Origin of the sequence: Dehalogenimonas sp. 4OHTPN (assembly GCF_040448695.1) — a bacterium.
GTDB lineage: Bacteria > Chloroflexota > Dehalococcoidia > Dehalococcoidales > Dehalococcoidaceae > Dehalogenimonas.
This window is the reverse complement of record NZ_CP159307.1, coordinates 122,765-148,394: the sequence shown is the minus strand read 5'-3', so window position 1 is coordinate 148,394 and position 25,630 is coordinate 122,765. Positions and strand designations below refer to the sequence as shown.

The window sequence follows — 25,630 nt, the reverse complement described above, 5'->3', positions numbered from 1 at the left end:
CGGCTTGAGGCCATAGATAACAGGCTATTATAGACACCGCGGGGGAGTTTTGACAACAAAACGTGTCATTGGGGCGCGGCAAAGCGCAGAGCTAGCTTAATAACGACGCCAGAAGGCCGGGGTCAGCAGGATAAGCAGGGTGAACAACTCCAGGCGACCGGCCAGCATCATGACAATCAGGACGATTTTCCCCAACCCCGGTATCCAGGCAAAGTTCTCGTATGGTCCGACTCCAGCCAAGCCGGGGCCGACGTTGCCCAGGCATGTTGCTACGCTTGATAAGGCAGTCTCGAAATTGAGCCCCAGGGCGCTCATTGTCAGAAAGCCGCCCCACATTGCGGCAAAGAAGGCTACGGTCATGCCGACAGTGCGGGAGATCGTTTTTTCCGGGAGGACAATCCCGCCGACTTTGATGGGGATCACTGCGTTGGGATTATAAGCCAGAATGATGCGGCGGTAGGTGTATTTGAAGAGAATCAAAGAACGGATAACCTTGAGGCCGCCGGCGGTAGAGCCGGCCGAGCCGCCGATGACCATCAGGATCAGTAATAGCGCCCGGCTGAGGTGGGGCCATTCATCAAAGTTGGCGCTGGAATAGCCGGTGGAGGTCATGATGGTGGTCGCCTGGAAAGCGCCCTGTCTCAAGGCGTCGCCGATGGGGTAGATATTGTGAAAGGTAAGGTCAAGCGCCAGCACGATTGAGGTGGCAGCCAGAAGGGCGGCATAAAGCTTGAATTCCGGGTTGCGGAAGAGCTTGCCCGGGCGGCCTTTCATGAAGACGTAGTAAAACAGGGCGAAATTGACGCCGGCGATGAACATGAAGAAATTGACGATTAATTGCACCGGCACCGAGGCATACTCCTCGATAGAAAGGTCAACCGGGGCAAAGCCGCCTGAAGGCAGGGTGGTCAAAGAGATATTGACGCTGTCGAACAGGGGCAGCCCCGCCCATAAAAGAGCGCCGAAACACAGCAGGGTGAAACCGAAATATATCAGCCACAGCGCTTTGGCGGTGCTGGTGATGCGGGAGGTCAGCCGCTCGCCTTTTTCGCCGGTCATTTCGGCCTCAGCCATCTGAGCGGCGCCGATGCCGAGCAAAGGGAACAGGGCGACGAACAGCATGATGATGCCCATGCCGCCCAGCCACTGGGTCAGCGAGCGCCACAGCAGGATGCTGTCCGGCTGGTCGCCGATGTGGGTCATCACCGTCGCCCCGGTGGTGGTGAAGCCGCTCATCGTCTCGAACACGGAGTCGAGATAGGTCGGCAGGGCTCCGGAAAAATAATAGGGCAGGGCGCCGAAGGCGGAAACAGCAAACCAAGCGGCGACAACTATGACCAGAGCTTCCCGCTGGGTCACCGGGCGGCGTCCCTTGCGGGTGAAGAAATAAGCTAATCCGCCGCAGATAATAGTGATCTCGGCGGCGGCGGTCAGTGCCCCGCCGGCGGCATCGTGCTGTACCAGGCCGAAAACGGCAGGCACCGCCATGACGCCGCCTACCAGGGAGAGCAGCAGGCCGAGGTAATGGACGATTGAAATGTAGCTCATGGCCGGCTACTTGAAGAACTCTTCGACCTCGGGGATGCCGGCGATGGTGGAGACGACGACGACGTGATCGCCGGGTTCGATGGGTGAATCGTCCGGCGGGATGACCGGCCGGCCGCCCCGGACAATGGCGCCTATGATACCGGAAGACAAGGTAATTTCCGCCGCCGCTTTGCCGGCTATCTTGGCGCCGGGCGAGACGACGAACTCGATGGCTTCCAGGGTGGATTTTTCGATCACCGCGGCGGCGATGGCGCCACCTCGGAGGACGTAATGGGCGATCTTACGCGCGGCGATGACCGCCGGCGAACCGGCGACATCAATGCCGGCGGCTTCAGCCAGCGGGATATAATCCGGCTTGTTGATGACCGTCAGGGTGCGGCCGACGCCGATGTTTTTGGCAAGGAGTGTGGCTAGTATGTTGAGCTCGTCGTTTTCCGTCGCGGCGACCACGGCGTCGGCGCTGCCGATGCCCTGGTCTACCAGGAAGTCGCGGTCGGTCGGTTCGCCCTGAAGTACAAGGGCGCGCTCCAGCTTGCCGGCTATCTCTTCAGCGCGGGATTGATCTCTCTCTAGGATCTTGACCCGGATGCCCTGGCGCAGCAGTCCCTCAGCCACCAGGTAGCCGATGCGTCCGCCACCGATGACAGCCACGCTCTGGGCGGGGGGTTTTGGCGCGGCGAACAGCCGGCCGAGCCGTTCGACCTGGTCACCGGGCGCGACTACATATATAGAATCGCCCTCGTGAATGATTTCATCCGCTCTGGCGATGGTGCCGCCGTCCTCATGTCCCAGGGCGACGATAAAGAAGGGGATGTCCGATTTGATGTCGGACACCTTTTTGTTAAACAGGCTTTTATCCTCGACCTTGAACTCCCGGAGCTGCACCGCCCCGCCGCTGAACTGTTCGGCCGGGGTGGAGTAAAAGCCCCGCAGGATGGATAGGATTTCCCGGGCCATCTCGACTTCCGGGTTGATGAAGATGTCCACTCCCAGATTCTGAGGCCGGACGATGCGGCGGGTGGCGCCGGGGTTTTTGGCCGGCAGCTGAAAATAGCCGGAATAGTCCGGGTTGCGGATGCGGGCGGCGGTGCGGGAAGCGCCCATCTCCTTGGCGATGAAGCAGACGACCATGTTGGTTTCGTCGGAGTCGGTGACTGCCAGGATCAGGTCGGCGCGGTGGGCTTCGGCTTCCCGTAGAACGCGGGGGGTGGCGGCGTTGCCCGTAATGGTGCGGACGTCAAGCTGGCGCTGGATGGACTCGACGGCCGCGGCGGATTCCTCAATGATGACCACATCGTGGTTTTCGACTGAAAGAAGAGAGGCGATATTGAAGCCAACGACGCCGCCGCCGGCGATGATGATATACACTACCTCGCCCCCGGCGAGCCCCCGAAGCGGAACAGGGACGGCAGCGAGGCGAAAAAGGCGAGAATCCTATTGCGCGGGCGGCGGTGTACCCGGATGACCCGGTCGCCGGGCCGGACGCAGGCGGCAGCTCTGGGCTGTTCGGTCTTCATCTCTAACTGAAGCCGCATTTTAGGCCCAAACCTTCAAGTTGTCAACCAGTTCGATGCCAGTTCTCAAGAATTCTGGCCGGCAGCCGGCGAGGATTCCCTGCCGGGATGGGAATGAGGGGTGAAGGGGCAGGCTCCAGGCTCCAGGGTGCACAGCAAGCCGCCAGGAGCACAGGACTGGCACTCGAGCTGTAAAGTGGTGTGAGTTATCTCGTATCTTTCGGCCAGCATCGTTTCGACCTCCGCCCGTACATGGGCAGTCTCCGAGGTCAAACGGTCGTCAATGACGATGTGACATGAAAGAGCGTGCAGCTGCGGGGTCAGGCTCCAGACGTGCAGGTCATGAACGTCCTGAACTCCGCCGATGCGCCGCAGGTCGCCGGCCAGGTCATCGAGTTTTACGTGGGCCGGCGCCGATTCCAGAATGACCTTGACCCCTTCGGCCAGAATGCCCCAGGCCGAGGCGGCGATGATGAGACCGATGATGGCTGAGACGGCGGCGTCGATGATGGAGTAACCGGTGAGCATGATGGCAATCGCGCCGATGATGACGCCGACAGAGGCCAGGGCGTCACCCAGGACGTGCCAGAAAGCGCTCCTGACGTTGAGGCTTTCCTTTTGGGCTTCACGCAGCCAGAACGCGACAATTAAATTGGCTGCCAGTCCTAAAGCGGCCACGCCCAGCATCACCGGGCTATCCACCTCCGGCGGCGCCTGTAAGCGCCGGGCTGCTTCAAAGAAGATAAAACCCGCTATGCCGAAGATAAGTACTGAATTGATGATGGCGACGACGACGCCTACCCGGTGATAGCCGAAGGTCATGCGGTGGCTGGGGGGTTTCTGCGCCTGGCGCAGGGCGTACGCTGAAAGCGACAGGGCGACGATATCCGCGAAGACATGCCCGGCGTCGGATAGCAGCGCCAACGAGTTGGAAATTAGACCGCCCGCCACCTCGGCGACGAAAATAACGCTGGAAATGATGATGCCCAGCGTCAGGCGGGCGCCGGCGGCGACATGGGCACGTCGGTGCTGATGCAAATTATTTACATTCCCCAAGTCTCGGGATCGGTTGTTTTTTCACCACTGCCATACTATCATATCAGGAACCGCTGGCTTGTCCAGCAGCCCCGGAGGAAATATGGCCAAGATATCAATCATGCCCAGGGAAGAGAAGTTCTTTGACCTGATCGAAGCCGGTGCGGCAAATATGGTGCGCACTGCCGAAGCCTTGAAGGAATTGGTCAACGACTGGCGGGACATCCCGGAAAAATTCCAGAAGATCGCCGAACTGGAGCATACCGGCGATTCGGTCACCCACCAGATCATCGCCATGCTGCACCGTTCGTTCGTCACCCCTTTCGACCGCGAGGACATAGCTCTCCTGGCGCATTCGATGGATGACGTGGTTGATTTCATCCACTCGGCGGCGGACTACATGATGCTCTACAAGGTTGGCAAGCCCAATGACAGGGTCAGGGAACTGGCGGAGATCATTTTGCTGGGGGCCAAAGAAGTGGCCGCGGCGGCGCCGAAGCTGCGCAAGAAAAGCGGTCTCAAGAGCCTGCTGGAGCATTGTATCGAGATCAACCGTCTGGAAAATCAGGCTGACCAGGCTTACCGCGCCGCTCTGGTCGAATTGTTCGAAGAACACAACATCGCCGATGTTATCAAGTGGCGCGAAATCTACGAATCAATGGAAAGCGCCACCGACCGCTGCGAGGATGTAGCCAACGTCTTCGAGGGAGTCGCCCTCAAGAATGCCTGATGCGTCGCTGCTGCCCATAGTCATAATAATCCTGCTGGCCATCGGTTTCGCCTTCGTAAACGGCACCAACGACACCGCCAACGCCATCGCCACCGTCGTCGGCACCAGGGTGATGTCACCACGGCAGGCGGTGCTCATGGCCGCCGCCGCCAATCTGGTCGGCGCCACCACCGGCGTGGCGGTGGCACGTACTATCGGCAAGGGCATCCTGGTACCGGAAGCGATTACTTACACAACGGTCATCGCCGGGCTTATCGCTGTCATCGCCTGGACTTCGCTGGCCACCTGGCGGGGGCTGCCGGTCAGCCTAACCCACGGTATGGTTTCCTCGCTGGCCATGGCCGGCGTCGGCGTGGCTGGAGCGGCCGCGGTCAACTGGGCGGTGCTCGGCAAGGTCGTGGCGGCCATCATAATCGCCCCGGCTATTGGTTTCGCCGGCGGTTATCTGATGATGGTGGCCATCATGTGGCTGTTCAGCAAGTCACGGCCGGACCGCGTCGGCCGCATTTTCTCCAATGCTCAGATACTTTCTGCCAGCTACATGGCTTTCAGCCACGGCCGCAACGACGGCCAGATGCCTATCGGCCTCATCACCATGGCGATGGTCATCTATTCTGGCAACCTGGCGCTCTGGGACTCGATACCTGTGTGGATTATCCTGGTCGCCGCCGGTTCGATTAGCGCCGGTACGGCCATCGGCGGCTGGCGGGTGGTCAAGACACTTGGAGTGAGGATGACGGCTTTAAAACCGGTCAACGGTTTCGCCGCCGAGACGGCGGCGGCCACGGTCATCCAGATCGCCTCCACCATCGGCATCCCGGTGTCGACGACTCATACTATTTCCGCCTCGATCATGGGCGTCGGCGCCACCCGGCGCCTTTCGGCGGTACGCTGGGGCGTGGCCGGGCATATCTTTGCCGCCTGGGTACTGACAATCCCTATCTGTGGCGTCATCGCCTTCATTCTGGCGACAATACTGAAGGGGTTGTTCTAGGTTCAGGCTGGACCGAGCTATAGATTAATGTTCCGGGGGTGGACCCGGGCCTTTTCTGCGGCCAGGATGGCGGCGATGCCGTCGACAGCCTGGTCAATCCGGCCTTCGTGGTTGACCACAAAATAATCAAACATGCTCAGCTGTTCCAGTTCATGCGGCGCCGTTTCTAGCCGGCGTTTCAGCGCCGCCGGCGATTCGGTGAGGCGGCGTGACAGCCGCGCTTCCAGGTCCTTGAGCGAAGGCGGCAGCAGGAAGATGAAAACGGCGCCGGGGGTGATCTTCTTGATCGAAGCGGCGCCCTGGACGTCGACCTTGACGACAACATCGTGCCCGGCTCTCAGCGCTTCCCGCACCGCCGCCTTGGGCACGCCGTAGAAATTGCCGTAAACCTCCGCCCATTCCAGGAGTTCATCCGCTTCAATGAGCTTTTTAAACTCGGGCTGGCTGAAGAAGTGGTAGTCCCTGCCGCCGATTTCACGCGGGCGCTGGGCGCGGGTGGTCACCGTAGTGACGTATTTCACTCCCGGCAGCTGCCGCTCCTTCATCCGTTCCAGTACGGCGTCTTTGCCGACCCCGGACGGGCCTGACAGGACGATGAGCACCGGCGCCGGAAGAGGCGGCTTAAACGTCAAGCGGTACCTCGGCCACTTCGGTCTTCATGACACCGCGGCCTACGGTCACCCGGCCGGTGATGGTTTCCGGCGCCAGAGCCGCCAGGACGATGTGGCCGGAATCGGTGAAGATCACCGCCTTGGTCTTGCGGCCGTTGGTCATGTCGATGAGATTACCCTTGTTGCGGCTCTCCTGGATGATACGCTTGATAGGGGCGGAGCCGGGAGGGGCGATGGCGATCAGGCGGTTCATCGCCAGGATATTGCCGAAACCGACGTGGACGAGTTCAATAGACATTTACACCTCTTAAACTGAAAGGAGAATAAATACTATCTTATACCGATGCGCCCGGAGTGGCAAGGCTAGGCGCCTGCGACCAGATGATTAATCCTACACCGTTCGGGTGAACAGGTAGCCTTCGCCGGCTTTGGTGACAATCAGCGTCGGATTGTTGGGGTCGGCCTCGATCTTTTCCCGCAGGTGCCGGATATAGACCCGGATAATCTTGACCGCGTCCGGCACCGGGTGGCCCCAGATCTGCTGGGCGATGGCTTTGTGTGTGACAACCTTGCCGGCGTTTTCCAGCAGGCAGCGCAAGGTGACGCTTTCTGTAGACGTCAGGTCGATGGTCTTGTTGCGGTATTCCAGCTTCCTGAAGGAGGAATCGAACCGGAAATCGCCGAAGGCCGCCCTGACCTCCTCTCCTTTGTTCTGTCCCGGTACGAAACGTGCCACCGCTGAACGTACCCGCGCCAGGAATTCGAACTGGCGGAACGGTTTGGTGACATAGTCATCGGCGCCGAGCTCGAAAGCCCGCACCACATCCACCTCGTCGTTCCTGACGGTGAGGACAATGAGCGGCACTTTGGAAAAAGCGCGGATGCGCTTCAGGACATCGAAGCCGCTCATGTCCGGCAACCCGAGATCCAAAACCACCAGGTCGGGGGAGGCGCTGCGCACCAGATCGGCGCCCTCGCCGCCAAGATGCGTCCAGGTTATCTTGACGTCAGGCCAGATCAGGATAAGGCAGAGCGAAACAAGCTGGATGATGCCATCGTCGTCGTCAACAATCAGCGCTTTCATTTTTAGAGTTCCTCCTGGTTGTCGGTAACGCCACGAAAAAGCGGCTGCCGGCGCCCGGGCGGCTTTCCACCCAGATGCGGCCTTTATATCTTTCCACAATCGCTTTGGTTATGGCCAGCCCCAGCCCCAGGCCGTCTTTACGCTGATGGCTGGGATCCCGGCGCTGGTAAGGCTGGAACAGTGCCTGCTGGGCATCTTCAGGTATGCCGCAGCCGGTGTCTCTGACCTCGATGATCAGCTCGCCTGCGCGAGTATAAGCCTTCAGCCAGACCGAACCGCCTTTAGGGGTGTACTTGAAGGCGTTGTTCAGCAGGTTCATGATCACCTGTTGCAGCCGCTCCCGGTCTCCCAGGACAGTCGGCAGCCTTGCCGGCAATTCGACGTTGAAAGCCAGTTCACTGCGTTCCGCCGCCGGCCGGGCGAAGGCGGCGATGTCGCTGAGGAGCCGGCGGGTGGGCACCGGGTAAAACTCCAACTGCAACGAGCCCATCTCTAGCTTCATCAGGTCGTGCAGCTCATCGATGCGGCGGTTGATCGAAGCGGCGCCGAAGCTGATATTCTTGGCAAAGGACAGCAGCGGTTCTTCCTTTATATGAGATACCAGGAAATCGCTAGAAGCCATGAGCAGGGTCAGCGGCGTTTTGAGCTCGTGCACCAGCGCCCGGGTGTAATTGGTGCGCATATCGGTATCTGCTTCCAGCTTGGACCGCAGCGAAGTTTCATGCTCCAGCGCCCGCTGCCGGCGTTCTTCCTGTTCCTTGCGCTCGGCTATATCCCTATAAACAGCGACGATGGCCGGGCGTCCATCCATAATGAAAACCTGGCAATTCGCTTCCGATGGCAGTTCCTGCCCGCTTCTAGTCAGGAGCGCCACCTCCAGGGTCAGCTTCCCGTTGTCTGAGGGAGCGGCAAGTATTTCCCGGCTGCGGCGCAGGCTGTCCGGCGCGTTGAGGTCGGCGTCAGTCAGGCGGATCATTTCGTCCCTGGTGTAGCCGAGTCGGCGGCAGGCGGCGGGGTTGGCGTCAATGATCTTTAAGACTTCCGAGCCGTTCGCGCGGCGCCAGATGATAATGGCGTCGCCGGCATTCTCAAAGACGGCGCGGTAAAGCAGGTCAACTGGTTTCGCTACGTTCAATCTCTGTCCTCGGAGCGGCGGATGATGAATCATAACACAAACAATGCCGGTATATTACCACCGAAACACGGCAGGGTGAAATGCCTGATATCGCGCTGTCTATTCGAGGGTTCGGTTATCCAAAGGTTAATCACTAATATTATTAAGGAGATTAAAAGTTATTAATCTTTACCTTCGAAGGGCGGATTAACAAACATAAATCGGCATAAATGCGTATTTACTCCCTTTCGATTCAGATGTAGATTCTACACATAGCAAATTAATTGAAAGGGGTTAAGGTATGTCAGCATTTCACAGCACCGTCTCCCGCCGCGACTTCATGAAAGGTCTGGGCTTCGTCAGCGCCGGCCTGGGCGGCGCCGCCGCCGTTTCCCCGGCCTTCCACGACCTGGACGAACTGATGCAGTCCGGCGTCACCACCCGGAAGCGCGCCTGGTGGGTCAAGGAAGTTGATGAACCGACCGTCGAGATCGACTGGGACCTGATGAAACCGCACTACAGCTATCAGACCCAATCCGCCGCCCTGGTGGCCCAGTACACCGGCGTTGAGAAGTACAACGCAATGACCCGGTCCGAGAAATCCGACTCCGATCGTCTCAAGGCCAATGAGCCCGGCTATCGGTTAAAGGATCATGCCCTGTCCGGCGCCAACGGCGGTCTGCGCATCGCCACCATCGCCGAAAAATTCGGCCAGATCAAGAATGTCACTACCCCTGAAGCCCGCGGTGTGCCCAAGTGGACCGGCACTCCGGAAGAGGGCTTGATCATGCTTCGTTCTGCTATGGTCTTCTTCGGCGCCGCCGACATCGCCACCGCCGAACTCGACGATCATCACCGGAAACTGATGGGCATCACCGGCGAGAATCCCGGCATCACCTACTGGGACAAACAGCCGCCGACCACCGTCACCAAACCGGTCGTCTTCTCCCAGACCGATACCTCTTTCCGCTGGGATGAAAAAACGGGCATCACCTACCTGCCCAACAAACCGCTTTACAACGTCTGCTACCTCATCCCGCAGGACAACGACCTGAACCGGATGCGCCCGACGGTGCTAGGCCGCCTGACCCAGACCCGCTACCGCCTGCGCGAAGTACCCCGCGCCTGCACCCAGGCCTTCATCACCGGCCTCGGCTACGAGAGCATGCATGATGAGCCTTACCGCTGGAATCCCTCCAACTCCGGCGCGGTTCTGGGCGGCCTCACTGAGAACTCCCGCCACACCATCATGTCCATCAGCCCCGAGTTCGGCGCTTTCGGCGGCTACTTCGATTTCCTGACCACCCTGCCCATCGCCCACACCAAGCCCATTGACGCCGGCATCTGGCGGATGTGCCAGTCCTGCGGTCTGTGCGCCGACTACTGCCCGTCCGGCTCGATCGAAAAGAAGGGCGAGAGCCAGCCGAGCTGGGAAGGCCCGAAACCGTCCTCCTTGGGTCCGAAAGTCTACCAGCTGCCCTGGGAAGGCATCCGCACCAGCGGCGAGTGGGCCAAGCTGGGCCGCAAGACCTTCTGGACGGACATGCCCTCCAGCCAGATCTACCAGCGGTCGGTCGGCGTCTGCAACGTCTGCTGGGGCCACTGCGTCTTCAACGGCGCCAACTCCGCCATGATCCACCAGGTGGTCAAGGCCACGGCATCCACCACCGGCATCTTCAACTCCTTCTTCGCCTCGATGCACGATATCATGGGCTACGGCCTGAAGGAAGGCGAGGCGGTCGAGAAGTGGTGGCACTCCTCCCTGCCGGCTTATGGCTTCGATTCCACCGTCTATGCCCGCGACATGGGCTACTAAACCTGACGCCAACGGTTATCCGGGAGAGGGCTTCTTCAAGAAGCCCTCTCCTTTTATTAACGGAGTTCGTATCAACGTGGCGAGCTCTCATTAATGTTTATTTATCTTTGGCTATCCTCGGCGGATTAATAAAAATAAATCAGCATAGATGCGTATTTACGTTTGCCACATTAGGTTGTAGTATAAATTTAATTAAAAAAGAAAGGAAAAATATGTCCATTTTTCACAGCACAATGAGCCGTCGGCAGTTCATGAAAGCCATCGGCTTGGCTGGCGCCGGCACCGGCGCGGCCGCCCTGGTCGGTCCCAATTTCCATGACCTGGACGAAGTTGTCGCTTCCGGCGACAATCTCCAAAAGCATCCTTGGTATGTCAAGGAGCGCGAGCGCCTGGATCCCACCGTCGAACTGGACTTCGACCTCATGCAGCGCTACGACCGGCGTTATATGGGCCAGTGCGCCAACATCCGCTCCAAGTACCTCGGCCGGCAGCGGGTTGTCGATACCGACGCCAATTCCGGCGCTCTCGCCAAGAAGCAACTTGTTGAAAACCTGCCGGGCTTCGGTCACAAGTGGGAAGCCTTGCGCGTCGGTCTCAGCCAGTCCAACAAATGGTCTGTATCATTCCTGGGACCTGAAGTAAGCGGCAAGATCACCGCGGCCACTCCGGAATCTCTGGGCGTGCCCAAGTGGCAGGCTACCCCGGAAGAGAACGCAAAGCTGGTGGTGGCCGCCATCAGGCTGTTCGGCATGGCTGAAGCCGGCTTCAACCATCTTGACAGCACCTGGCGGACCAAGCTGGTGGCCAAGAACGAGAAGGGTTCCTCCACCGGCATGCAGTGGATCGACACCGATCCGGCCAATGTTCCGGATACCGCCGCCCGCCCGATTGTTTACGAAGATGTCGCTGAGCCTTACTACACCACCACCAAGTGGGTAGTTCCCACCAAGGATCAGTGGGTGGTTTACCTGGGCGGCCCGGAACCTCGCGAAACCGACCGGACCTTCCCGTCCCGCATCAGTAAGTCCAACCTGGTTGCTAACTCCGGCACCCGCAACATCGCCTTCTACAGCACCTACAATTTCTTCAGGGCTCTCGGTTACAACTTGGTCGGCGGCACCGGTCACGGCACCGACTGCTTCCAGACGCCGGGCGTGGCCGTCCTGACTGGTAAAGCGGAGAACGCTCGCATGAGCAACTGGGTAATCTCTCCTTCTTGGGGTCCCCGCAGCACTGATCTCTGCCAAATCACCGACATGCCGCTGGCTGAGACTCACCCGATCGATGCCGGCCTATGGCGCTTCTGCCAGAGTTGCGGCATCTGCGCCGACGCCTGCCCTTCCGAATCGATTCCGAAAAAAGGCTTCGAGCCGACCTTCGAAATCCCGGACATCAACGGCGTCGCCGACACCCAGCATGCCACCGGCCGCAAGATGTACTACTTTAATGGTTCATCCTGCAATAACTGGACCAAGGAAACCTATCCTGGCTCCGGCTGTTCCGCCTGCGCCGCCCACTGCACTTTCTCCACCGGCAGCGGTGCTATGGTCCACTCCGTGTTGAAGACCACCATTTCCTATGTTCCGATCTTCAACACCTTCCTCGCCAACATGGGCCGGACCTTCGGCTACGGTCCCTACGAGGATCCGGAGCAGTTCTGGAACGCCTCCCTGCCGCAATTCGGCATCGATTCTACTCTCACCTCCACGGTCAAGAGCCAGTAGAACATAACCTCATTCAAGAATTCACGAGATGGGCTCCCAGCGGAGCCCATCTCGTGTTTTTGCGACTTTATCAACTACTATCCGGCATTCGCCGATACTGCTTCGCTAAACCATTTTCTTATTACACACAGAATATTACCCTAAAAGTTAAAAATCATAGCCCTGACGAGATTAATTGTAATTAATACCTAGCTACAAACGGAGCATTAACGAACATAAATCGGCATAAATGCGTATTTACCTTTAGTGTGCCAGGTTGTAGGCTGAAGAAAAATATGGAAAGAAAGGAAAACCGTATGTCCGTTTTTCACAGCACAATGAGCCGCCGGCAGTTCATGAAAGCCATCGGCCTGGCTGGCGCCGGCACCGGCGCGGCCGCCCTGGTCGCCCCGAACTTTCATGATCTGGACGAAGTCGTCGCCTCCGGCGACAATCTGCAGAAGCATCCCTGGTATGTCAAGGAGCGCGAGCGCCTGGATCCTACAATGGAGATAGACTGGAATGTGATCCACCGCTACGACCGCCGCTACATGGGCCAATGCTCCAATATCCGCGCCAAGTATTACGGAAAGGCGTATGTCGAAAAGATTGACGCCGAATCTGGTGCGCTTCAGGCGCAAAGGATGAAGGACAATGTGCCCGGCTTCGGTCACAAATGGGAAGCTCTGAGGACCGGTCTCAGCCAGTCCAACAAGTGGTCTGTGTCCTACCTCGGCCCCGAAGTCAGCGGCAAGATCACCGCCGCCACCCCGGAATCCCTGGGCGTGCCCAAGTGGCAGGCGTCTCCTGAAGAGAACGCAAAGCTGGTGGTAGCCGCCATCAGGCTGTTCGGCATGGCCGAGGCCGGCTTCAACAACCTCGACAGCACCTGGCGGACCAAGCTGGTAGCCTTTAATGAAAAGGGCAGTTCGACCGGTTCCCAGTGGATCGACACCGATCCTGCCAACGTCCCGCCGACAGCCGCCAGGCCCATTGTCTACGAGAATGTTGACCAACCGTACTACACCGCGGAAAAATGGGTCATCCCGGCCAACAAAGACTTGAATGTACTCTATCTCGGTGGCCCGGAACCCAGAGAAACCGACCGGACCTATCCTTCCAGAATCTCGAAATCGAATCTGGTGGCCAACTCCGGCACCCGCAACATCGCCTTCTACAGCACTTATAACTTCATGAGAGCTCTGGGCTATAACATGTTCGGCGGCACCGGCCACGGCACCGACTGCTTCCAGACCCCTGGCGTAGCTGTATTTACCGGCAAAGCCGAGGCCGCCCGAATGACTAACTGGGTGATCTCTCCTTCCTGGGGCCCCCGGAGCACCGACCTCTGCCAGATCACCGATATGCCGCTGGCTGAGACTCATCCAATTGACGCCGGCTTGTGGCGGTTCTGCAAGACCTGCGGCATCTGCGCAGACTCATGCCCGTCCAACTCCATTCAGGGATTGGATGCCGGGGATCCAAGTTACGATATGCCGCCCATCAACGGCAAACCCGACACCCAGCACATCTCCGGGATGAAGCGGTTCTACTACGATGGTTCTGGCTGCAGAAACTACGTTAACGAATTCATCCCCGGCTCCGGCTGTTCCGCCTGCGCCGCCAATTGCACCTTCTCCACCGGCAGCGGAGCGATGGTCCATACCGTGTTGAAATCGACCATCTCCTACGTGCCCATCTTCAACGGCTTCCTGGCCAACATGGGCCGGACCTTCGGCTACGGCGCCTTCGAGGATCCGGAAGAGTGGTGGAATGCCTCCCTGCCGCAATTCGGCATCGATTCTACCCTTACCTCCACGGTTAAGAGTCAGTAAATACATCCTCTTCGTGAAAAAGAGGGGGTTCCGTATGGAGCCCCCTCTGGTTTTTCATAGATGCCGAATTCTAAGTTGGATTCTTTTTGATCTTATCAAACTCCTCCGCCGATATTTCGCCCCTGTCGAACCGTTCGCGGGCAATGTCCAGCGGCGCCTTTTCCTGGAATCCACCGCCCTTGATGAACTTGCCTATTGCCTCAAGCAAATATTCCCGCCGTGGGTCTGTCTCGGGTAAGATGGCGAATTAAAGCGAACCCAGGTAGCGATCAATATTCCGGGCGGCGGTTTTGCCGGCGCCCATGGCGGAGATGACGGTGGCCGAACCGGTGACAATATCGCCTCCGGCCCACACCGCCTTCTTCCGGGTCAGCCCGGTGGCTTCATCCGCCACTACGGTGCCTCTGGAGGCGAATGCCAGGTCGGGCGTGGACCGGGCGATAAGGGGATTGGGCCGGGTACCCAGGGCGACAATGGCCATATCAATAGCCAGAGTGAATTCCGAACCTTCGACAGGCACCGGCCGGCGGCGGCCGGAGGCGTCGGGTTCGCCCAGAGCCATCTTCTGGCAGACCATGCCGGAAACCCATTTCTGGTCGTTTATATCAAATTTGATGGGATTGGTCAGAAAAAGGAAGGCGACTCCTTCTTCTTCGGCGTTCTCGATTTCCTCAATTCGGGCGGGCATTTCCTCCCGACCGCGGCGGTAAACAACAGTGACCCTGGCGCCCATCCTCACGGCGCAGCGGGCGGCGTCCATGGCGACATTGCCGCCGCCGATGACCGCAACCTCTTTGCCCACCTTGAGGGGGGTATCAACCTCGGGGAAGCGGTAAGCTTTCATCAGGTTGACCCGCGACAGGAATTCGTTGGCGGAATAGACGCCGCAGGCGTTCTCGTTCTCAATGCTCAAAAACAGCGGCAGGCCGGCGCCGGTGCCGACAAAAACGGCGTCGAAACCATCGGCCAGCAGTTCATCAATGGTCAGCGTTTTGCCGATAACTGCATCCAGTTCGATGGTCACTCCCAGGCTTTTGACATAGTTAATCTCAGCCTGGACGATGCTTTTGGGCAGGCGGAACTCCGGTATGCCGTACATCAGCACGCCGCCAGCCACATGGAGAGACTCGAAGATGGTGACCGTATGCCCCAGCCGGGCAAGTTCAGCGGCGCAGGTCAGTCCGGCCGGGCCGGAGCCAACCACGGCCACTTTGCGTCCCGTCGGCGGCCTGGCCGGGGACTCCGGCACCGGATGATGTCCCAGTTCCCAGTCGGCGATATACCGTTCCAGCCGTCCGATGGCCACCGGCGCCTTCTTCTTAGCCAGGGTGCAGACTGCCTCACACTGGCTTTCCTGGGGGCAGACGCGGCCGCAGATACCGGGCAGGGCATTGGTGCGCTTGATCACCCGCGAGGCGCCGGCCAGATCGCCGGCTTTAACGGCGGCGATGAACTCGGGGATGTCGATGGCCACCGGGCAGCCGGCCACGCAGTTCCTGGCCTTGCATTCGATGCAGCGGGCGGCTTCCCGGGCTGCATCATCGGCTGAATAGCCCAGGGCGACCTCGCCGAATGTCTGCCGCCGGGCGTCGGCTGGCTGCTTGGGCATGGCTACCCGGTTCAGGTCGATTTTTGCTTTAGCTTTGCCGCCAGATTCTTGACTCATCGGTATCTCAGGCAGTCGGGCACCGGCAAATTTCCAGCGACCGCTTCTCCTCATCAATATAGGTTCGCTGGCGGGCCATGAAATTGTCCCAGTCGATGGCGTGGGCGTCGAACTCCGGGCCGTCGACGCAGGCGAACCTGGTCTGCCCGGCAACCGAAACGCGGCAGCAGCCGCACATACCGGTACCGTCCACCATGATCGGATTCATGGAAACTATGGTCTTGACCCCGAAGGGTTTAGTGGTCAACGAGGAGAACTTCATCATGATGCTGGGACCGATGGCGATGACACGGTCGATCCGCTCGCCGCGTTCCAGTTTTTCTTTGACCGGTTCGGTGACCACGCCCTTGCGTCCGGCGGAACCGTCATCGGTGGTGATAATCAGTTCATCCGAGTTTTCAGCCAGCCGCTCGCGCCAAAAAAGGAGATCTTTATTGCGGGCGCCGACGACGATGATCACACGGTTGCCCGCCGCTTTCATCGCCCGGGCGATGGGCATGATGGTGGCGGTGGCGAAACCGCCGGCCATCAGGCAGACGGTGCCGAAGTTTTCTACCTCGGTAGGATTGCCCAGCGGACCGCAGAGGTCAGCGATGGCATCGCCGGGCTTCAGGCGGGCCAGTCTGGTGGTGGTGGTGCCGACCTCCATGAAGACTACCGAAACTGTGCCTTCGGCGGCGTCCCAATCGGCGATGGTCAGCGGAATGCGTTCGCCGTGCGCGTCGACACGTAGAATGACGAACTGCCCGGCGGCAGCCTTTCTGGCCACCCGAGGGGCGTGAATGCGGTACAGCCGTACCCGCGGCACCAACTCTTCAGTGGCAACGATGGGGAACAACAGCTCTCCTCGGAGGGACTAGTCCTAAAGAACTAGCAAGTGGTTATAATCTATCATTTTGCGGCAACCGTCAGCAAGCTCGCCCATATAAAAAGACAAGGGAGCCGTTACAGCCCCCTTGTCGGAAAGACAGCGGTCACTCTAGTAGTAGTCAAAGAATGACTGGTCGGTCGGCGGTTCGTCGGCCTTGAGTTCGGCTTTGCGCTTCTCTTCTTCGGCTTTTTTCTTGGATTCCTCAGCCTCTTTGGCGGCTTTGGCGGCCGCTTCTTCGGCGGCTTTTTCCTCGGCCGTGGGCTCCGGCATGGCGACCTCGACCGGCATTGACCAGTGCATTTCGCTCCAGCCCCATTTATCGTTGATTTTCTCAGCCACGGCGGTCATGCGCATATCCAGGAGCAGCTTGCGCGTGCCTTTCACCAGGGTTTCCCAGAGGTGGCTGGACACCCAGGCGACGTTGCCGTTGGACTTGATGGTGGTGTAGCCGTACTTCAGGGTGATGGTATCGGCCATGGCGAAATGCTTCTGCATCCGCTCCTTGAGCTGCCCCGGCCCTACCGACAGTTCATCTTTGGCAATGCCGATGTTCAGCATATTCGGGTCGTCGGTGGTCAGCTTGATCAGCGCGTCGGCGTTCCTGGCTTCAAATGCCGCTTTAGTCTGTTCCAGCAGGGCGTTGATGATGGACCTGGTTTCATTGTCGGCTCTCATGGAAGCTTGCCCCCTTAACTATCAGGATATCGTCGGACTACCTTTATAGGTCAAAGACCGTTCCGGTGTCAAGGCCGCGGAAAGTCGGTGACGTACTGCGAAAAAACGGACTTCAGTCCCCTCGGAATAAAGCTAGACTGGGGCTTGACATGGCTTTGCAGCCTGTGCTATTATTGCCTTCGCGTTTGAAAATTATGATGTTAAATAAAGCAGCATAAAGCGCAGACAGCGGTGTTAACCAAGACGGCTTGGTGAAAACGCCAGGCCGTTTCTTATTGTACTGAACCTTAAAAACTGAATACCGCCATAAATAATAGGTTATCTCAAATCTGAAGCAAGTCAAGCGGGAAAGAGCGCACGGTGGATGCCTTGGCATCAAGGGGCGATGAAGGACGTGGCAAGACTGCGATAAGCCTCGGCTAGCTGTCTAGCAAGCTTAACCGGGGATTTCCGAATGGGGCAACCCGCTCAGGTAAAACCTGAGCACTCTCAGCCGAACACATAGGCTGAGCAGAGGTAACCGGGGGAAGTGAAACATCTCAGTACCCCGAGGAAAAGACAAAATTCCCGAAGTAGCGGTGAGCGAAACGGGAACAGCCCAAACCCTTTAAGCTCAGTGGTTTAACGGCCTAAGCTTTTAGGGGGTAGTAAGGCGGATGATGCCCGGCGTTAGACGGGCAAAGGAGTTACCAACCGAACTCTAGTTGAAGGTCTCTGGAAAGGGCCACCATAGAAGGTGATAGTCCGGTAAACGAAAGAGCTAGGCTCCTTAATCTGACCTTGAGTACCACGGGACACGCGGAATCCTGTGGGAATCAACCATGACCACATGGTAAGGCTAAATACTCTTGATGACCGATAGTGGACTAGTACCGTGAGGGAAAGGTGAAAAACACCCCGAGAGGGGAGTGAAATAGATCTGAAACCGTGTGCTTACAAGCAGTCGGAGGTGGTCGCAAGACTACTGACGGCGTGCCTATTGAAGAATTAGCCGGCGAGTTAATCTGTGTAGCGGGTTAAGCAATTACGTTGCGGAGCCGTAGCGAAAGCGAGTCTGAATAGGGCGATATGTTGCACGGATTAGACCCGAAGCTGGGTGAGCTATCCATGGCCAGGGTGAAACTCCGATAATCTCGGAGTGGAGGCCCGAACTGATTAGCGTTGCAAAGCTATCGGATGAGCTGTGGATAGAGGTGAAATGCCAACCGAACCCAGGGATAGCTGGTTCTCCTCGAAATGTATCTAGGTACAGCCTCGGATGTTCGCTTATGGAGGTAAGGCACTGGATGAACTAGGTGGGAGAGATCCTGCCGAATTCAACCAAACCATGAATGCCATAAGCCAAAGTCCGGGAGTGAGACTATGGGGGCTAAGCTCCGTAGTCGAAAGGGAAACAGCCCAGACCATCAGCTAAGGTCCCTAAGTGCAGACTAAGTGGCAAAGGAAGTTGGACTACCCAGACAGCCAGGAGGTTGGCTTAGAAGCAGCCACCCTTTAAAGAGTGCGTAATAGCTCACTGGTTAAGTGGTTCTGCGCCGACAACCCAACGGGGCTCAAGTCTGTCACCGAAGCTATGGATCCTTCTTCGGAAGGATGGTAGAGGAGCGTTCCTCTCGCAGTGAAGCTGTTGTGTGAGCAATGGTGGAGCGTGGGGAAGAGAGAATGCCGGCATGAGTAGCGCAAGGTGTGTGAGAAACACACCCACCGTAAACCTAAGGTTTCCTACGCAAGGTTAATCCGCGTAGGGTTAGTCGGGCCTAAGCCGAGGCCGGAAGGCGTAGAGCGATGGACAGCTGGTCATCATTCCAGCACCGCCGCTGTGGAGGCAAAGGGGCAACACGGCAGGATAAGTTAGGCATACCCATCGGACATGGTGTGTCGCCAGGTAAAGGCGTTTGGGGGCAGGTAAATCCACTCCCATCTTAAGCTGAAACCTGGAGGAAGCTGCGGGGAGACCCAAGGCGATCTAGCTGAGTCCATACCGTCTAGAAAACCCTCGTTGCCGTTGAAGCAGAGGCGCCCGTACCGCAAACCGACTCTGGTAGGTGGGGGTAAGTGTCCCAAGGTGATCGAGATAACCCTCGTTAAGGAACTCGGCAATTTAGCCCCGTAACTTCGGGAGAAGGGGTGCCCTGTTTTTCAGGGCTGCAATAAAGGGGTCTGAGTGACTGTTTAACAAAAACATAGGTCTCTGCTAAAGCGTAAGCTGATGTATAGGGGCTGACGCCTGCCCAGTGCTGGAAGGTTAAGGAGAGAGGTTAGCGCAAGCAAAGCTTTGAACCGAAGCCCCAGTGAACGGCGGCCGTAACTATAACGGTCCTAAGGTAGCGAAATCCCTTGTCGGGTAAGTTCCGACCCGCACGAACGGCATAACAACTTGGACGCTGTCTTAACGAGGGACTCGGCGAAATTGAAATACCCGTGAAGATGCGGGTTTCCCGCCACTGGACAAAAAGACCCCGTGGAGCTTTACTACAACTTGACACTGAGACTGGGTTCATCTCGTGTAGGATAGGTGGGAGGCTGTGAAGCCAGGGCGCTAGCCCTGGTGGAGCCAACGTTGAAATACCACTCCTGATGGATCTAGCCTCTAACCTCGGAGCAAGCCGGGGGACAGTGCCTGGTGGGTAGTTTGACTGGGGCGGTCGCCTCCAAAACAGTAACGGAGGCGCCCAAAGGTCTCCTCAGGGTGGATGGAAATCACCCGTAGAGTGCATTGGCATAAGGAGGCTTGACTGCGAGACCTACAAGTCGAGCAGAGACGAAAGTCGGGCAAAGTGATCCTACGGCTCTTTGTGGAAAGGCCGTGGCTTAACGGATAAAAGCTACCCCGGGGATAACAGGCTTATCTTGCCCAAGAGTTCACATCGACGGCAAGGTTTGGCACCTCGATGTCGGCTCGTCGCATCCTGGGGCTGGAATCGGTCCCAAGGGTCCGGCTGTTCGCCGGTTAAAGCGGCACGCGAGCTGGGTTCAGACCGTCGTGAGACAGGTCGGTCTCTATCCGTGGTGGGCGTCCGGAGATTTGAGGGGGGCTTTCCGTAGTACGAGAGGACCCGGAAGGACGGACCAATGGTGTATCAGTTGTTCCGCCAGGGGCATTGCTGAGTAGCCAAGTCCGGTTCAGATAAGCGCTGAAAGCATCTAAGCGCGAAGCTGGCTCCAAGATTAGATCTCCCTCCCTCGCAAGAGGGTAAGACCGCAGGTAGACTACCTGCTTGATAGGCCACAGGTGTACGCACGGTAACGTGTTCAGCTGAGTGGTACTAATGGTCGAGGGCTTGACTTGCTTCAGAGTTGAGGTAACCAAATGATGGCGGATTCAGATTACAGGTTCAGATTAAAAACTTAATAGCTCACTTTCGTTAAAAAGTCTCTTGGTGATAAGAGCGACGTGGTCCCACCCGTTCCCATCCCGAACACGGCAGTGAAACGCGTCAGCGCAGACGATACTGAGGGGGCGACCCCTTGTGGAAAATATGCCATCGCCAGGGGGCTTTTTATATTTTAGCCGTTAAGCCTCGCCGAATCACGACGGGGTTTTTTGGTTTTATCCAACTCCCGTCCGCCGTATTCTGGTCTGGAAGAGAGTGGTGGTAGAATTATTCAGAGGTCTCTGAGCTATGGCGTATTACAAGACTTTCAAGACCGCAGATTTATCTCCCGGCAAGATGACCCGGATCGAGGTAAAGAAAAGGGAAATTCTAATCGCCGGCATCGGCGGCCAGTTCTATGCTGTTGACGACCGCTGCGGCCATATGAACGGTTCGCTGTCCATGGGACGGCTTGAGGGAAAAGTCGTTGAATGCCCGCTGCACCGAGCCAAATACGATATCACCAGCGGCAAATGCGTCCAGCTGCCCCAGATGGGGAACCTGGAAAATATGTTTATTGCGGCTTCCGGCAAAACCAGGATGGTCGCATCCATCGACACGCTTGACCTCAGGACGTACCGTACCAGGGTTGAGGACGGTTTTGTGATGGTTGAAATCCCTGACTGCGACGTTTGACTCCGTATGGGGCTGTCGGGAACGCGAAGAGAGCCATGCCGCTTGGTTCTATGAAAAAAGGGGGCGCCCGGCCGGGCGCCCCCTTTTTTCATTGTCTCCCAGATAGTTTAGGAGTGGGTGTCTCGGCCGTTGATCGTCGAGTCGATGGCGTAGGTCGGCAGCTCGATGTCCCAGAACTTCTCCGGGGCATGCAGGCCGTCATGGTAGAAGACGTCGTCCATCTGCTTGAAGAAGCCGTTAAACAACGAGGTGTTGGCCAGCGTCGCCTGAACCACTTCGTGAATACCGGACAGGTGGTCCTTGGAGAAGGTGCAGACTGCCAGGCATTTGCCCGAAGTGCAGGAGTTGGGCAGGGCGCGGAAGGCGGCGCACTTGCGGGAATCTTCGAACCAGGCTTTGTGACCGGCGTTGTTCCAGCCGCCGATGGTCTCCCAGTAGGGTTCCTTCTCGATGGAGATGGCGCCCTCACCGCATGTCTCGGCGCATTTCATGCAGGTCTTGCAGAAATTAAGGTAACCGGCGTCTATGGGCTTGTCCGGCGCCAGCGGCAGGTTGGTCAGCATGGTGAAGGCACCGACGATGGGGCCGTGCTCCGGTGTGATCAGGCGGTTCATCCGGCCCATTTCACCTCGGCCAGAGACGGTGGCCAGCGCCGGAGCTATGCCGATGGTGTTGATGGAGTATTGGCCAACAGCCTGGTAGCCGAGGCTGCGGATGAACTCCATGGTGGCCGCCTGGGTGTTAGCGTTGCGGCCATAGCGGATCTGGGACATAAGGAGCGTCGGGTTCACTTTAAAGAGATTGATGGACTCCTGGTTGATGATTTCGATGGCATACTTGAAAGAGTTGGGAATGACGTTATCCTGGAACCCGTTGGCCAGGGTACGGATGGACGCCTTGTCAGTATCCTCCCAGACGTTGCGGATCTTGCCGCCCCCTTCGAAATCATAGATCAGCTTCTTGGTCTTGCCCTCTTCCAGTTCGACGAAGCCGATGCTCATGGCACCTACGCTGCGCATGAAGGTGCGGAGCAGGGAGGCGGCTTCTTCCGGAGAGCCCTGCCATTTTGAGACGCCGCGGGCTTCCGGGAGGGTGGCTTTCTGGGCACCCAGGAAACTCTGGCTGACTGACTGATTGCTGCCGACATTGGAAGAGTAAGCCAGGTCTTTCAGGGCAAAGCCGGGTTTGTCTTCTTTGAGGAATTTGGTTTCTTCCTCCTTTTTGACCGCGGCCCGACGGTCCCATTCGGCCTGGTCGTAGAGTGACAGCCGGTACCCGCTGGCCTTGGTGCCGCGCATGGTGTCATTCTCGGAATAGCGCTGCATCTCGTCCCAATCGACATCGGTGGTCATCTCGAGGTGTTCGCGGGTCTTGATCCACCAAGGCCGCCTGGTGTACAGGCCGTCTTTGGCTGCCATTTCATCCAGATCGGCAAACGCAGGTGCCGCGGCCATGGCGCCACCGGCGACTCCGAGAGCTTTCATAAAGTCCCGGCGTGACATGGTGCTGTGGTACTTGTTCATTCAGATTCCTCCGTTTTATGGGCGCTAAACAGCATCTGATTACTGCTTGCGCCTAAGATTACGTTAATATTATAAATACCTGCGTTTGTTTTAGGTATCCGCCAATATGCGTATTTTTAATAATAGTTTAATAACCATATTTGGCAGGGGTTAACAGGAGTTCACCTCTACCGGGTGAAACCTCCCCCCCCATTGGGCTTTTAGGGCATAAAAAAGAGCCCTCACCGAGAGGGCTCTTGGCAAGCGATAAAGCTTCGGCTAAGCGCCGTTGCCGCCGGCGGCCAGCGCCGGCTGCTCCTCAACTGCCGGGGGTGGCAGTTCCGGGTGGCGGACGCTGAAGGCCAGTTCCTCGGCTTCGCCGGCGGCGTCGATGGTGACGGTGTCGCCGGAGGCGAAGACGCCGCGCAGCAAGTCTTCGGACAGCCGGTCTTCGATGAGGTTCTGGATGACGCGCCGCAGCGGGCGGGCGCCGTAAACCTCGTCGTAGCCCTTCTTGCCCAGGACGTCTTTAGCCGGCTCGGTAATCTCGATGGCGATGCCCTTTTCCTTGAGCTGTTTGGTCACCGAGACGAGCTGAAGGTCGACGATCTTCCGGATCTCGTCGCGGGTCAGGGAATGGAAGACCACTGTCGAGTCAATTCGGTTCAAAAACTCCGGCCGGAAGCTCTTTTTGACCTCAGCCAGCAGCTTGTCCTTCATCCGCTCATACCCGATATCTACGGCTTTGGCGGCGTCCGAAGTGGTGGTAAAACCGATGGTCCCGGTGCCTTTTCTGATGAGATCGGCGCCGATATTGGAAGTCATGATGATGATGGTGTTCCTGAAGTCCACGCGGCGGCCTTTAGCGTCGGTCAGGTGGCCGTCGTCGAAGATCTGTAGCAGGATATTGAACACGTCGGGATGGGCCTTCTCGATTTCATCAAGCAGCACCAGCGAGTAGCCCTTGCGGCGGACAGCTTCGGTCAGCTGGCCGCCTTCCTCGAAACCGACGTAGCCGGGCGGCGCGCCGACCAGGCGGGAAACGGCGAATTTCTCCATAAATTCCGACATGTCGATGCGGATCAAATTGTCCTCAGAGCCGAACATGAATTGGGCGAGGGCTCTGGCCAGTTCGGTTTTGCCGACGCCGGTGGGGCCGAGGAAGACGAAATTGCCGATGGGGCGCCGCGGGTCCTTGAGCCCCGCCCGGGCGCGCCTGACGGCTTTAGCGATGGTGACAATAGCCTCGTCCTGGCCGACGATGCGCTGATGGAGGGCTTCTTCCATATGGAGCAGCCGCTCGGTCTCGTCGCCGGTGAGTTGCAGCAGGGGCACGCCGGTCCACATCGAGACAACGTCGGCGATGTCCTCTTTACTGACCTTGGGCTTGGTGGCGCCCTGCTCTTGCTGCCACTCCTCTTCCATCTTGCGGCGCTTCTCAGCGATCTGGTATTCACGCTCGCGAAGTTCAGCGGCGTAGTCGTACTGCTGGGTGGCCAACGCCGCCTCTTTATCGCGGCGGTAGGAGTCTTCGGCCTTCTTGAGGTCTTTCAGAGGCATGGGCTTGGTGCGGTGGCGGATCCGGACGCGCGAGGCGGCCTCGTCAATGATGTCGATGGCTTTGTCCGGCATGAAGCGGTCGGAAATATAGCGCGCCGAGAGGTTGGCCGCCGCCTGCAAGGCGTCGTCGGTAATCTCCAGGCGGTGGTGTTCCTCGTAGCGGCTTCTGATGCCGCGCAGGATTTCTATGGTGTCCTCGAGCGACGGTTCCTCGACGAGTACCGGCTGGAAGCGGCGTTCCAGGGCGGCGTCGCGTTCGACATGCTTGCGGTAATCGTCCAGGGTGGTAGCGCCGATGACCTGGATCTCGCCGCGGGCCAGTGACGGCTTCAGGATGTTGGCCGCGTCCACCGCGCCCTCGGCGGCGCCGGCGCCGACCATAGTGTGGAACTCATCAATGAAAATTACGATATTGCCTACGGAGCGGAGCTCCTCGATGATCTTTTTCAGCCTCTCTTCGAATTCGCCGCGGTATTTAGTGCCGGCGACCAGCGAAGCGATGTCCAGCGACACCAGCCGTTTGCCTTCCAGCGTCTCCGGCACGTCAGAGGCAACGATGCGGTGCGCCAGTCCTTCGACGATCGCCGTCTTGCCGACGCCCGGCTCGCCGATGAGGGCAGGATTATTCTTGGTGCGGCGGGACAAAATCTGGATGACCCGCTCAATCTCTTTGACGCGACCTACCACCGGGTCCAGCTTGCCGGCCCGGGCGGCGGCGGTCAGGTCCACCGAGACCGAGTCCAGGTTGGGAGTCTTGCCCGGGGCTTTGCCGGCTTTGACCGGCGCCGGGCCGCGGGAGGTGGCGCCCTGGGCCAGGACCTTGGCGATCTCGGCGCGGACGCGTTCGACGTTGATGCCGAAGCTGTCCAGGACGCCGGCGGCGACGCCTTCGCCCTCGCGCAGCAGGCCGAGCAGCAGGTGCTCGGTGCCGATGTAGTTGTGCCCCAGGCTGCGTGCTTCGTCAATCGCCAGCTCGATGACCTTTTTGGCGCGGGAGGTGAGGCCGGTTTCGCCGGCGGAGGGTTTCTCGCCGCGGCCGATGACGAACTCCACGGCGCTCCTGAGTTTGGCCAGGTTGACGTCCAGGTTAATAAGGACGCGGGCGGCGACGCCGTCCTCCTCGCGAACCATACCCAGGAGGATGTGCTCGGTGCCGATATAATTATGGTTGAGCTGCTGGGCCTCTTCCTGCGCGTAGGTTAAAACGCGGCGGGCCCGCTCTGAGAATTTGTCGAAACGGCTAGCCATGACAGACCTCTTTTGATGGGGATACCGTTTCCATTATAGGTCAAAAGACAGGCGGCGTAAAGCATTCCAGCTTCAACTACGATTGGAGCCGATGTAACTCGCGATGGGCTCGCT

Annotated in this window: 20 protein-coding genes and 2 rRNA genes; 8 read left to right on the top strand and 14 right to left on the bottom strand. The window is 58.3% G+C overall.

The features are described from left to right. Positions 1–96 precede the first annotated feature (96 nt). From ABV300_RS00735 to ABV300_RS00720, 4 genes are all read right to left on the bottom strand, one after another. The gene (locus ABV300_RS00735) at positions 97–1,548 is read right to left on the bottom strand and encodes a TrkH family potassium uptake protein (protein ID WP_353714667.1); all 1,452 of its coding nucleotides are present in this window, start codon (positions 1,546–1,548) and stop codon (positions 97–99) included. A 6-nt stretch (positions 1,549–1,554) separates the two neighbouring features. Next, positions 1,555–2,916 (bottom strand): Trk system potassium transporter TrkA, encoded by a 1,362-nt coding sequence (gene trkA / locus ABV300_RS00730; RefSeq protein ID WP_353714666.1) that lies wholly within the window; start codon positions 2,914–2,916, stop codon positions 1,555–1,557. Next, on the bottom strand, positions 2,916–3,065 hold the full coding sequence (locus ABV300_RS00725; RefSeq protein WP_165802752.1) for a hypothetical protein: 150 nt from the start codon (positions 3,063–3,065) through the stop codon (positions 2,916–2,918). The genes trkA and ABV300_RS00725 overlap by 1 nt, the downstream gene beginning before the upstream one ends. 63 nt (positions 3,066–3,128) lie before the next feature. After that, the gene (locus ABV300_RS00720; RefSeq protein ID WP_353714665.1) at positions 3,129–4,100 is read right to left on the bottom strand and encodes a cation diffusion facilitator family transporter; all 972 of its coding nucleotides are present in this window, start codon (positions 4,098–4,100) and stop codon (positions 3,129–3,131) included. 100 nt (positions 4,101–4,200) lie between these two features. On the opposite strand from ABV300_RS00720, the gene ABV300_RS00715 reads away from it, so the two are divergent. Together ABV300_RS00715 and ABV300_RS00710 are read left to right on the top strand one after the other, a co-directional pair. Next, positions 4,201–4,827, top strand: a complete 627-nt coding sequence (locus ABV300_RS00715) for a DUF47 domain-containing protein (RefSeq protein ID WP_353714664.1) — start codon at positions 4,201–4,203, stop codon at positions 4,825–4,827. Then, positions 4,820–5,821, top strand: a complete 1,002-nt coding sequence (locus tag ABV300_RS00710; protein WP_353714663.1) for an inorganic phosphate transporter — start codon at positions 4,820–4,822, stop codon at positions 5,819–5,821. Before ABV300_RS00715 ends, ABV300_RS00710 begins: the two co-directional genes overlap by 8 nt. Before the next feature lie 17 nt (positions 5,822–5,838). Here ABV300_RS00710 and ABV300_RS00705 read toward each other — a convergent pair whose 3' ends face one another. The 4 genes from ABV300_RS00705 to ABV300_RS00690 form a co-directional block, all read right to left on the bottom strand. Then, the gene (locus ABV300_RS00705; protein ID WP_353714662.1) at positions 5,839–6,453 is read right to left on the bottom strand and encodes a guanylate kinase; all 615 of its coding nucleotides are present in this window, start codon (positions 6,451–6,453) and stop codon (positions 5,839–5,841) included. Continuing rightward, entirely contained in the window at positions 6,443–6,730 is a 288-nt protein-coding gene (locus tag ABV300_RS00700) for a DUF370 domain-containing protein (RefSeq protein WP_058438515.1), read from the bottom strand. The genes ABV300_RS00705 and ABV300_RS00700 overlap by 11 nt, the downstream gene beginning before the upstream one ends. Positions 6,731–6,823: 93 nt before the next feature. Then, a complete protein-coding gene (locus ABV300_RS00695) occupies positions 6,824–7,516 on the bottom strand; it encodes a response regulator transcription factor (protein ID WP_353714661.1) in 693 nt (230 codons plus the stop codon). Next, a complete protein-coding gene (locus ABV300_RS00690) occupies positions 7,497–8,651 on the bottom strand; it encodes a PAS domain-containing sensor histidine kinase (protein WP_353714660.1) in 1,155 nt (384 codons plus the stop codon). Before ABV300_RS00690 ends, ABV300_RS00695 begins: the two co-directional genes overlap by 20 nt. A 280-nt stretch (positions 8,652–8,931) precedes the next feature. On the opposite strand from ABV300_RS00690, the gene ABV300_RS00685 reads away from it, so the two are divergent. From ABV300_RS00685 to ABV300_RS00675, 3 genes are all read left to right on the top strand, one after another. Further along, positions 8,932–10,446 (top strand): reductive dehalogenase, encoded by a 1,515-nt coding sequence (locus tag ABV300_RS00685; RefSeq protein WP_353714659.1) that lies wholly within the window; start codon positions 8,932–8,934, stop codon positions 10,444–10,446. Between the two features lie 212 nt (positions 10,447–10,658). Next, on the top strand, positions 10,659–12,170 hold the full coding sequence (locus ABV300_RS00680) for a reductive dehalogenase (protein ID WP_353714658.1): 1,512 nt from the start codon (positions 10,659–10,661) through the stop codon (positions 12,168–12,170). A 296-nt stretch (positions 12,171–12,466) separates the two neighbouring features. Further along, on the top strand, positions 12,467–13,984 hold the full coding sequence (locus ABV300_RS00675; RefSeq protein WP_353714657.1) for a reductive dehalogenase: 1,518 nt from the start codon (positions 12,467–12,469) through the stop codon (positions 13,982–13,984). Between the two features lie 70 nt (positions 13,985–14,054). Here ABV300_RS00675 and ABV300_RS00670 read toward each other — a convergent pair whose 3' ends face one another. From ABV300_RS00670 to ABV300_RS00655, 4 genes are all read right to left on the bottom strand, one after another. Then, positions 14,055–14,192 carry an SHOCT domain-containing protein gene (locus ABV300_RS00670; protein WP_353714656.1) on the bottom strand — a complete coding sequence of 46 codons (138 nt, stop codon included), beginning with the start codon at positions 14,190–14,192 and terminating at the stop codon, positions 14,055–14,057. A 39-nt stretch (positions 14,193–14,231) separates the two neighbouring features. Then, positions 14,232–15,650: an NADPH-dependent glutamate synthase gene (gene gltA, locus ABV300_RS00665; RefSeq protein WP_353714655.1), complete on the bottom strand. Its 1,419-nt coding sequence runs from the start codon at positions 15,648–15,650 to the stop codon at positions 14,232–14,234. Between the two features lie 7 nt (positions 15,651–15,657). Next, on the bottom strand, positions 15,658–16,488 hold the full coding sequence (locus ABV300_RS00660; protein WP_353714654.1) for a sulfide/dihydroorotate dehydrogenase-like FAD/NAD-binding protein: 831 nt from the start codon (positions 16,486–16,488) through the stop codon (positions 15,658–15,660). A gap of 141 nt (positions 16,489–16,629) precedes the next feature. After that, positions 16,630–17,196 (bottom strand): nuclear transport factor 2 family protein, encoded by a 567-nt coding sequence (locus ABV300_RS00655; protein WP_353714653.1) that lies wholly within the window; start codon positions 17,194–17,196, stop codon positions 16,630–16,632. 337 nt (positions 17,197–17,533) lie between these two features. On the opposite strand from ABV300_RS00655, the gene ABV300_RS00650 reads away from it, so the two are divergent. From ABV300_RS00650 to ABV300_RS00640, 3 genes are all read left to right on the top strand, one after another. Continuing rightward, positions 17,534–20,485: ribosomal RNA gene (locus ABV300_RS00650) — 23S ribosomal RNA — on the top strand. Positions 20,486–20,572: 87 nt separating this feature from the next. Further along, positions 20,573–20,690, top strand: a 5S ribosomal RNA gene (gene rrf, locus ABV300_RS00645). 129 nt (positions 20,691–20,819) lie between these two features. Then, positions 20,820–21,206 (top strand): Rieske 2Fe-2S domain-containing protein, encoded by a 387-nt coding sequence (locus tag ABV300_RS00640; RefSeq protein ID WP_353714652.1) that lies wholly within the window; start codon positions 20,820–20,822, stop codon positions 21,204–21,206. Positions 21,207–21,313: 107 nt separating this feature from the next. Here ABV300_RS00640 and ABV300_RS00635 read toward each other — a convergent pair whose 3' ends face one another. Both ABV300_RS00635 and ABV300_RS00630 read right to left on the bottom strand, forming a co-directional pair. Continuing rightward, positions 21,314–22,729 (bottom strand): reductive dehalogenase, encoded by a 1,416-nt coding sequence (locus ABV300_RS00635; protein ID WP_353714651.1) that lies wholly within the window; start codon positions 22,727–22,729, stop codon positions 21,314–21,316. A gap of 258 nt (positions 22,730–22,987) precedes the next feature. Further along, positions 22,988–25,516 (bottom strand): ATP-dependent Clp protease ATP-binding subunit, encoded by a 2,529-nt coding sequence (locus tag ABV300_RS00630; protein WP_353714650.1) that lies wholly within the window; start codon positions 25,514–25,516, stop codon positions 22,988–22,990. Between the last annotated feature and the right edge of the window lie 114 nt (positions 25,517–25,630).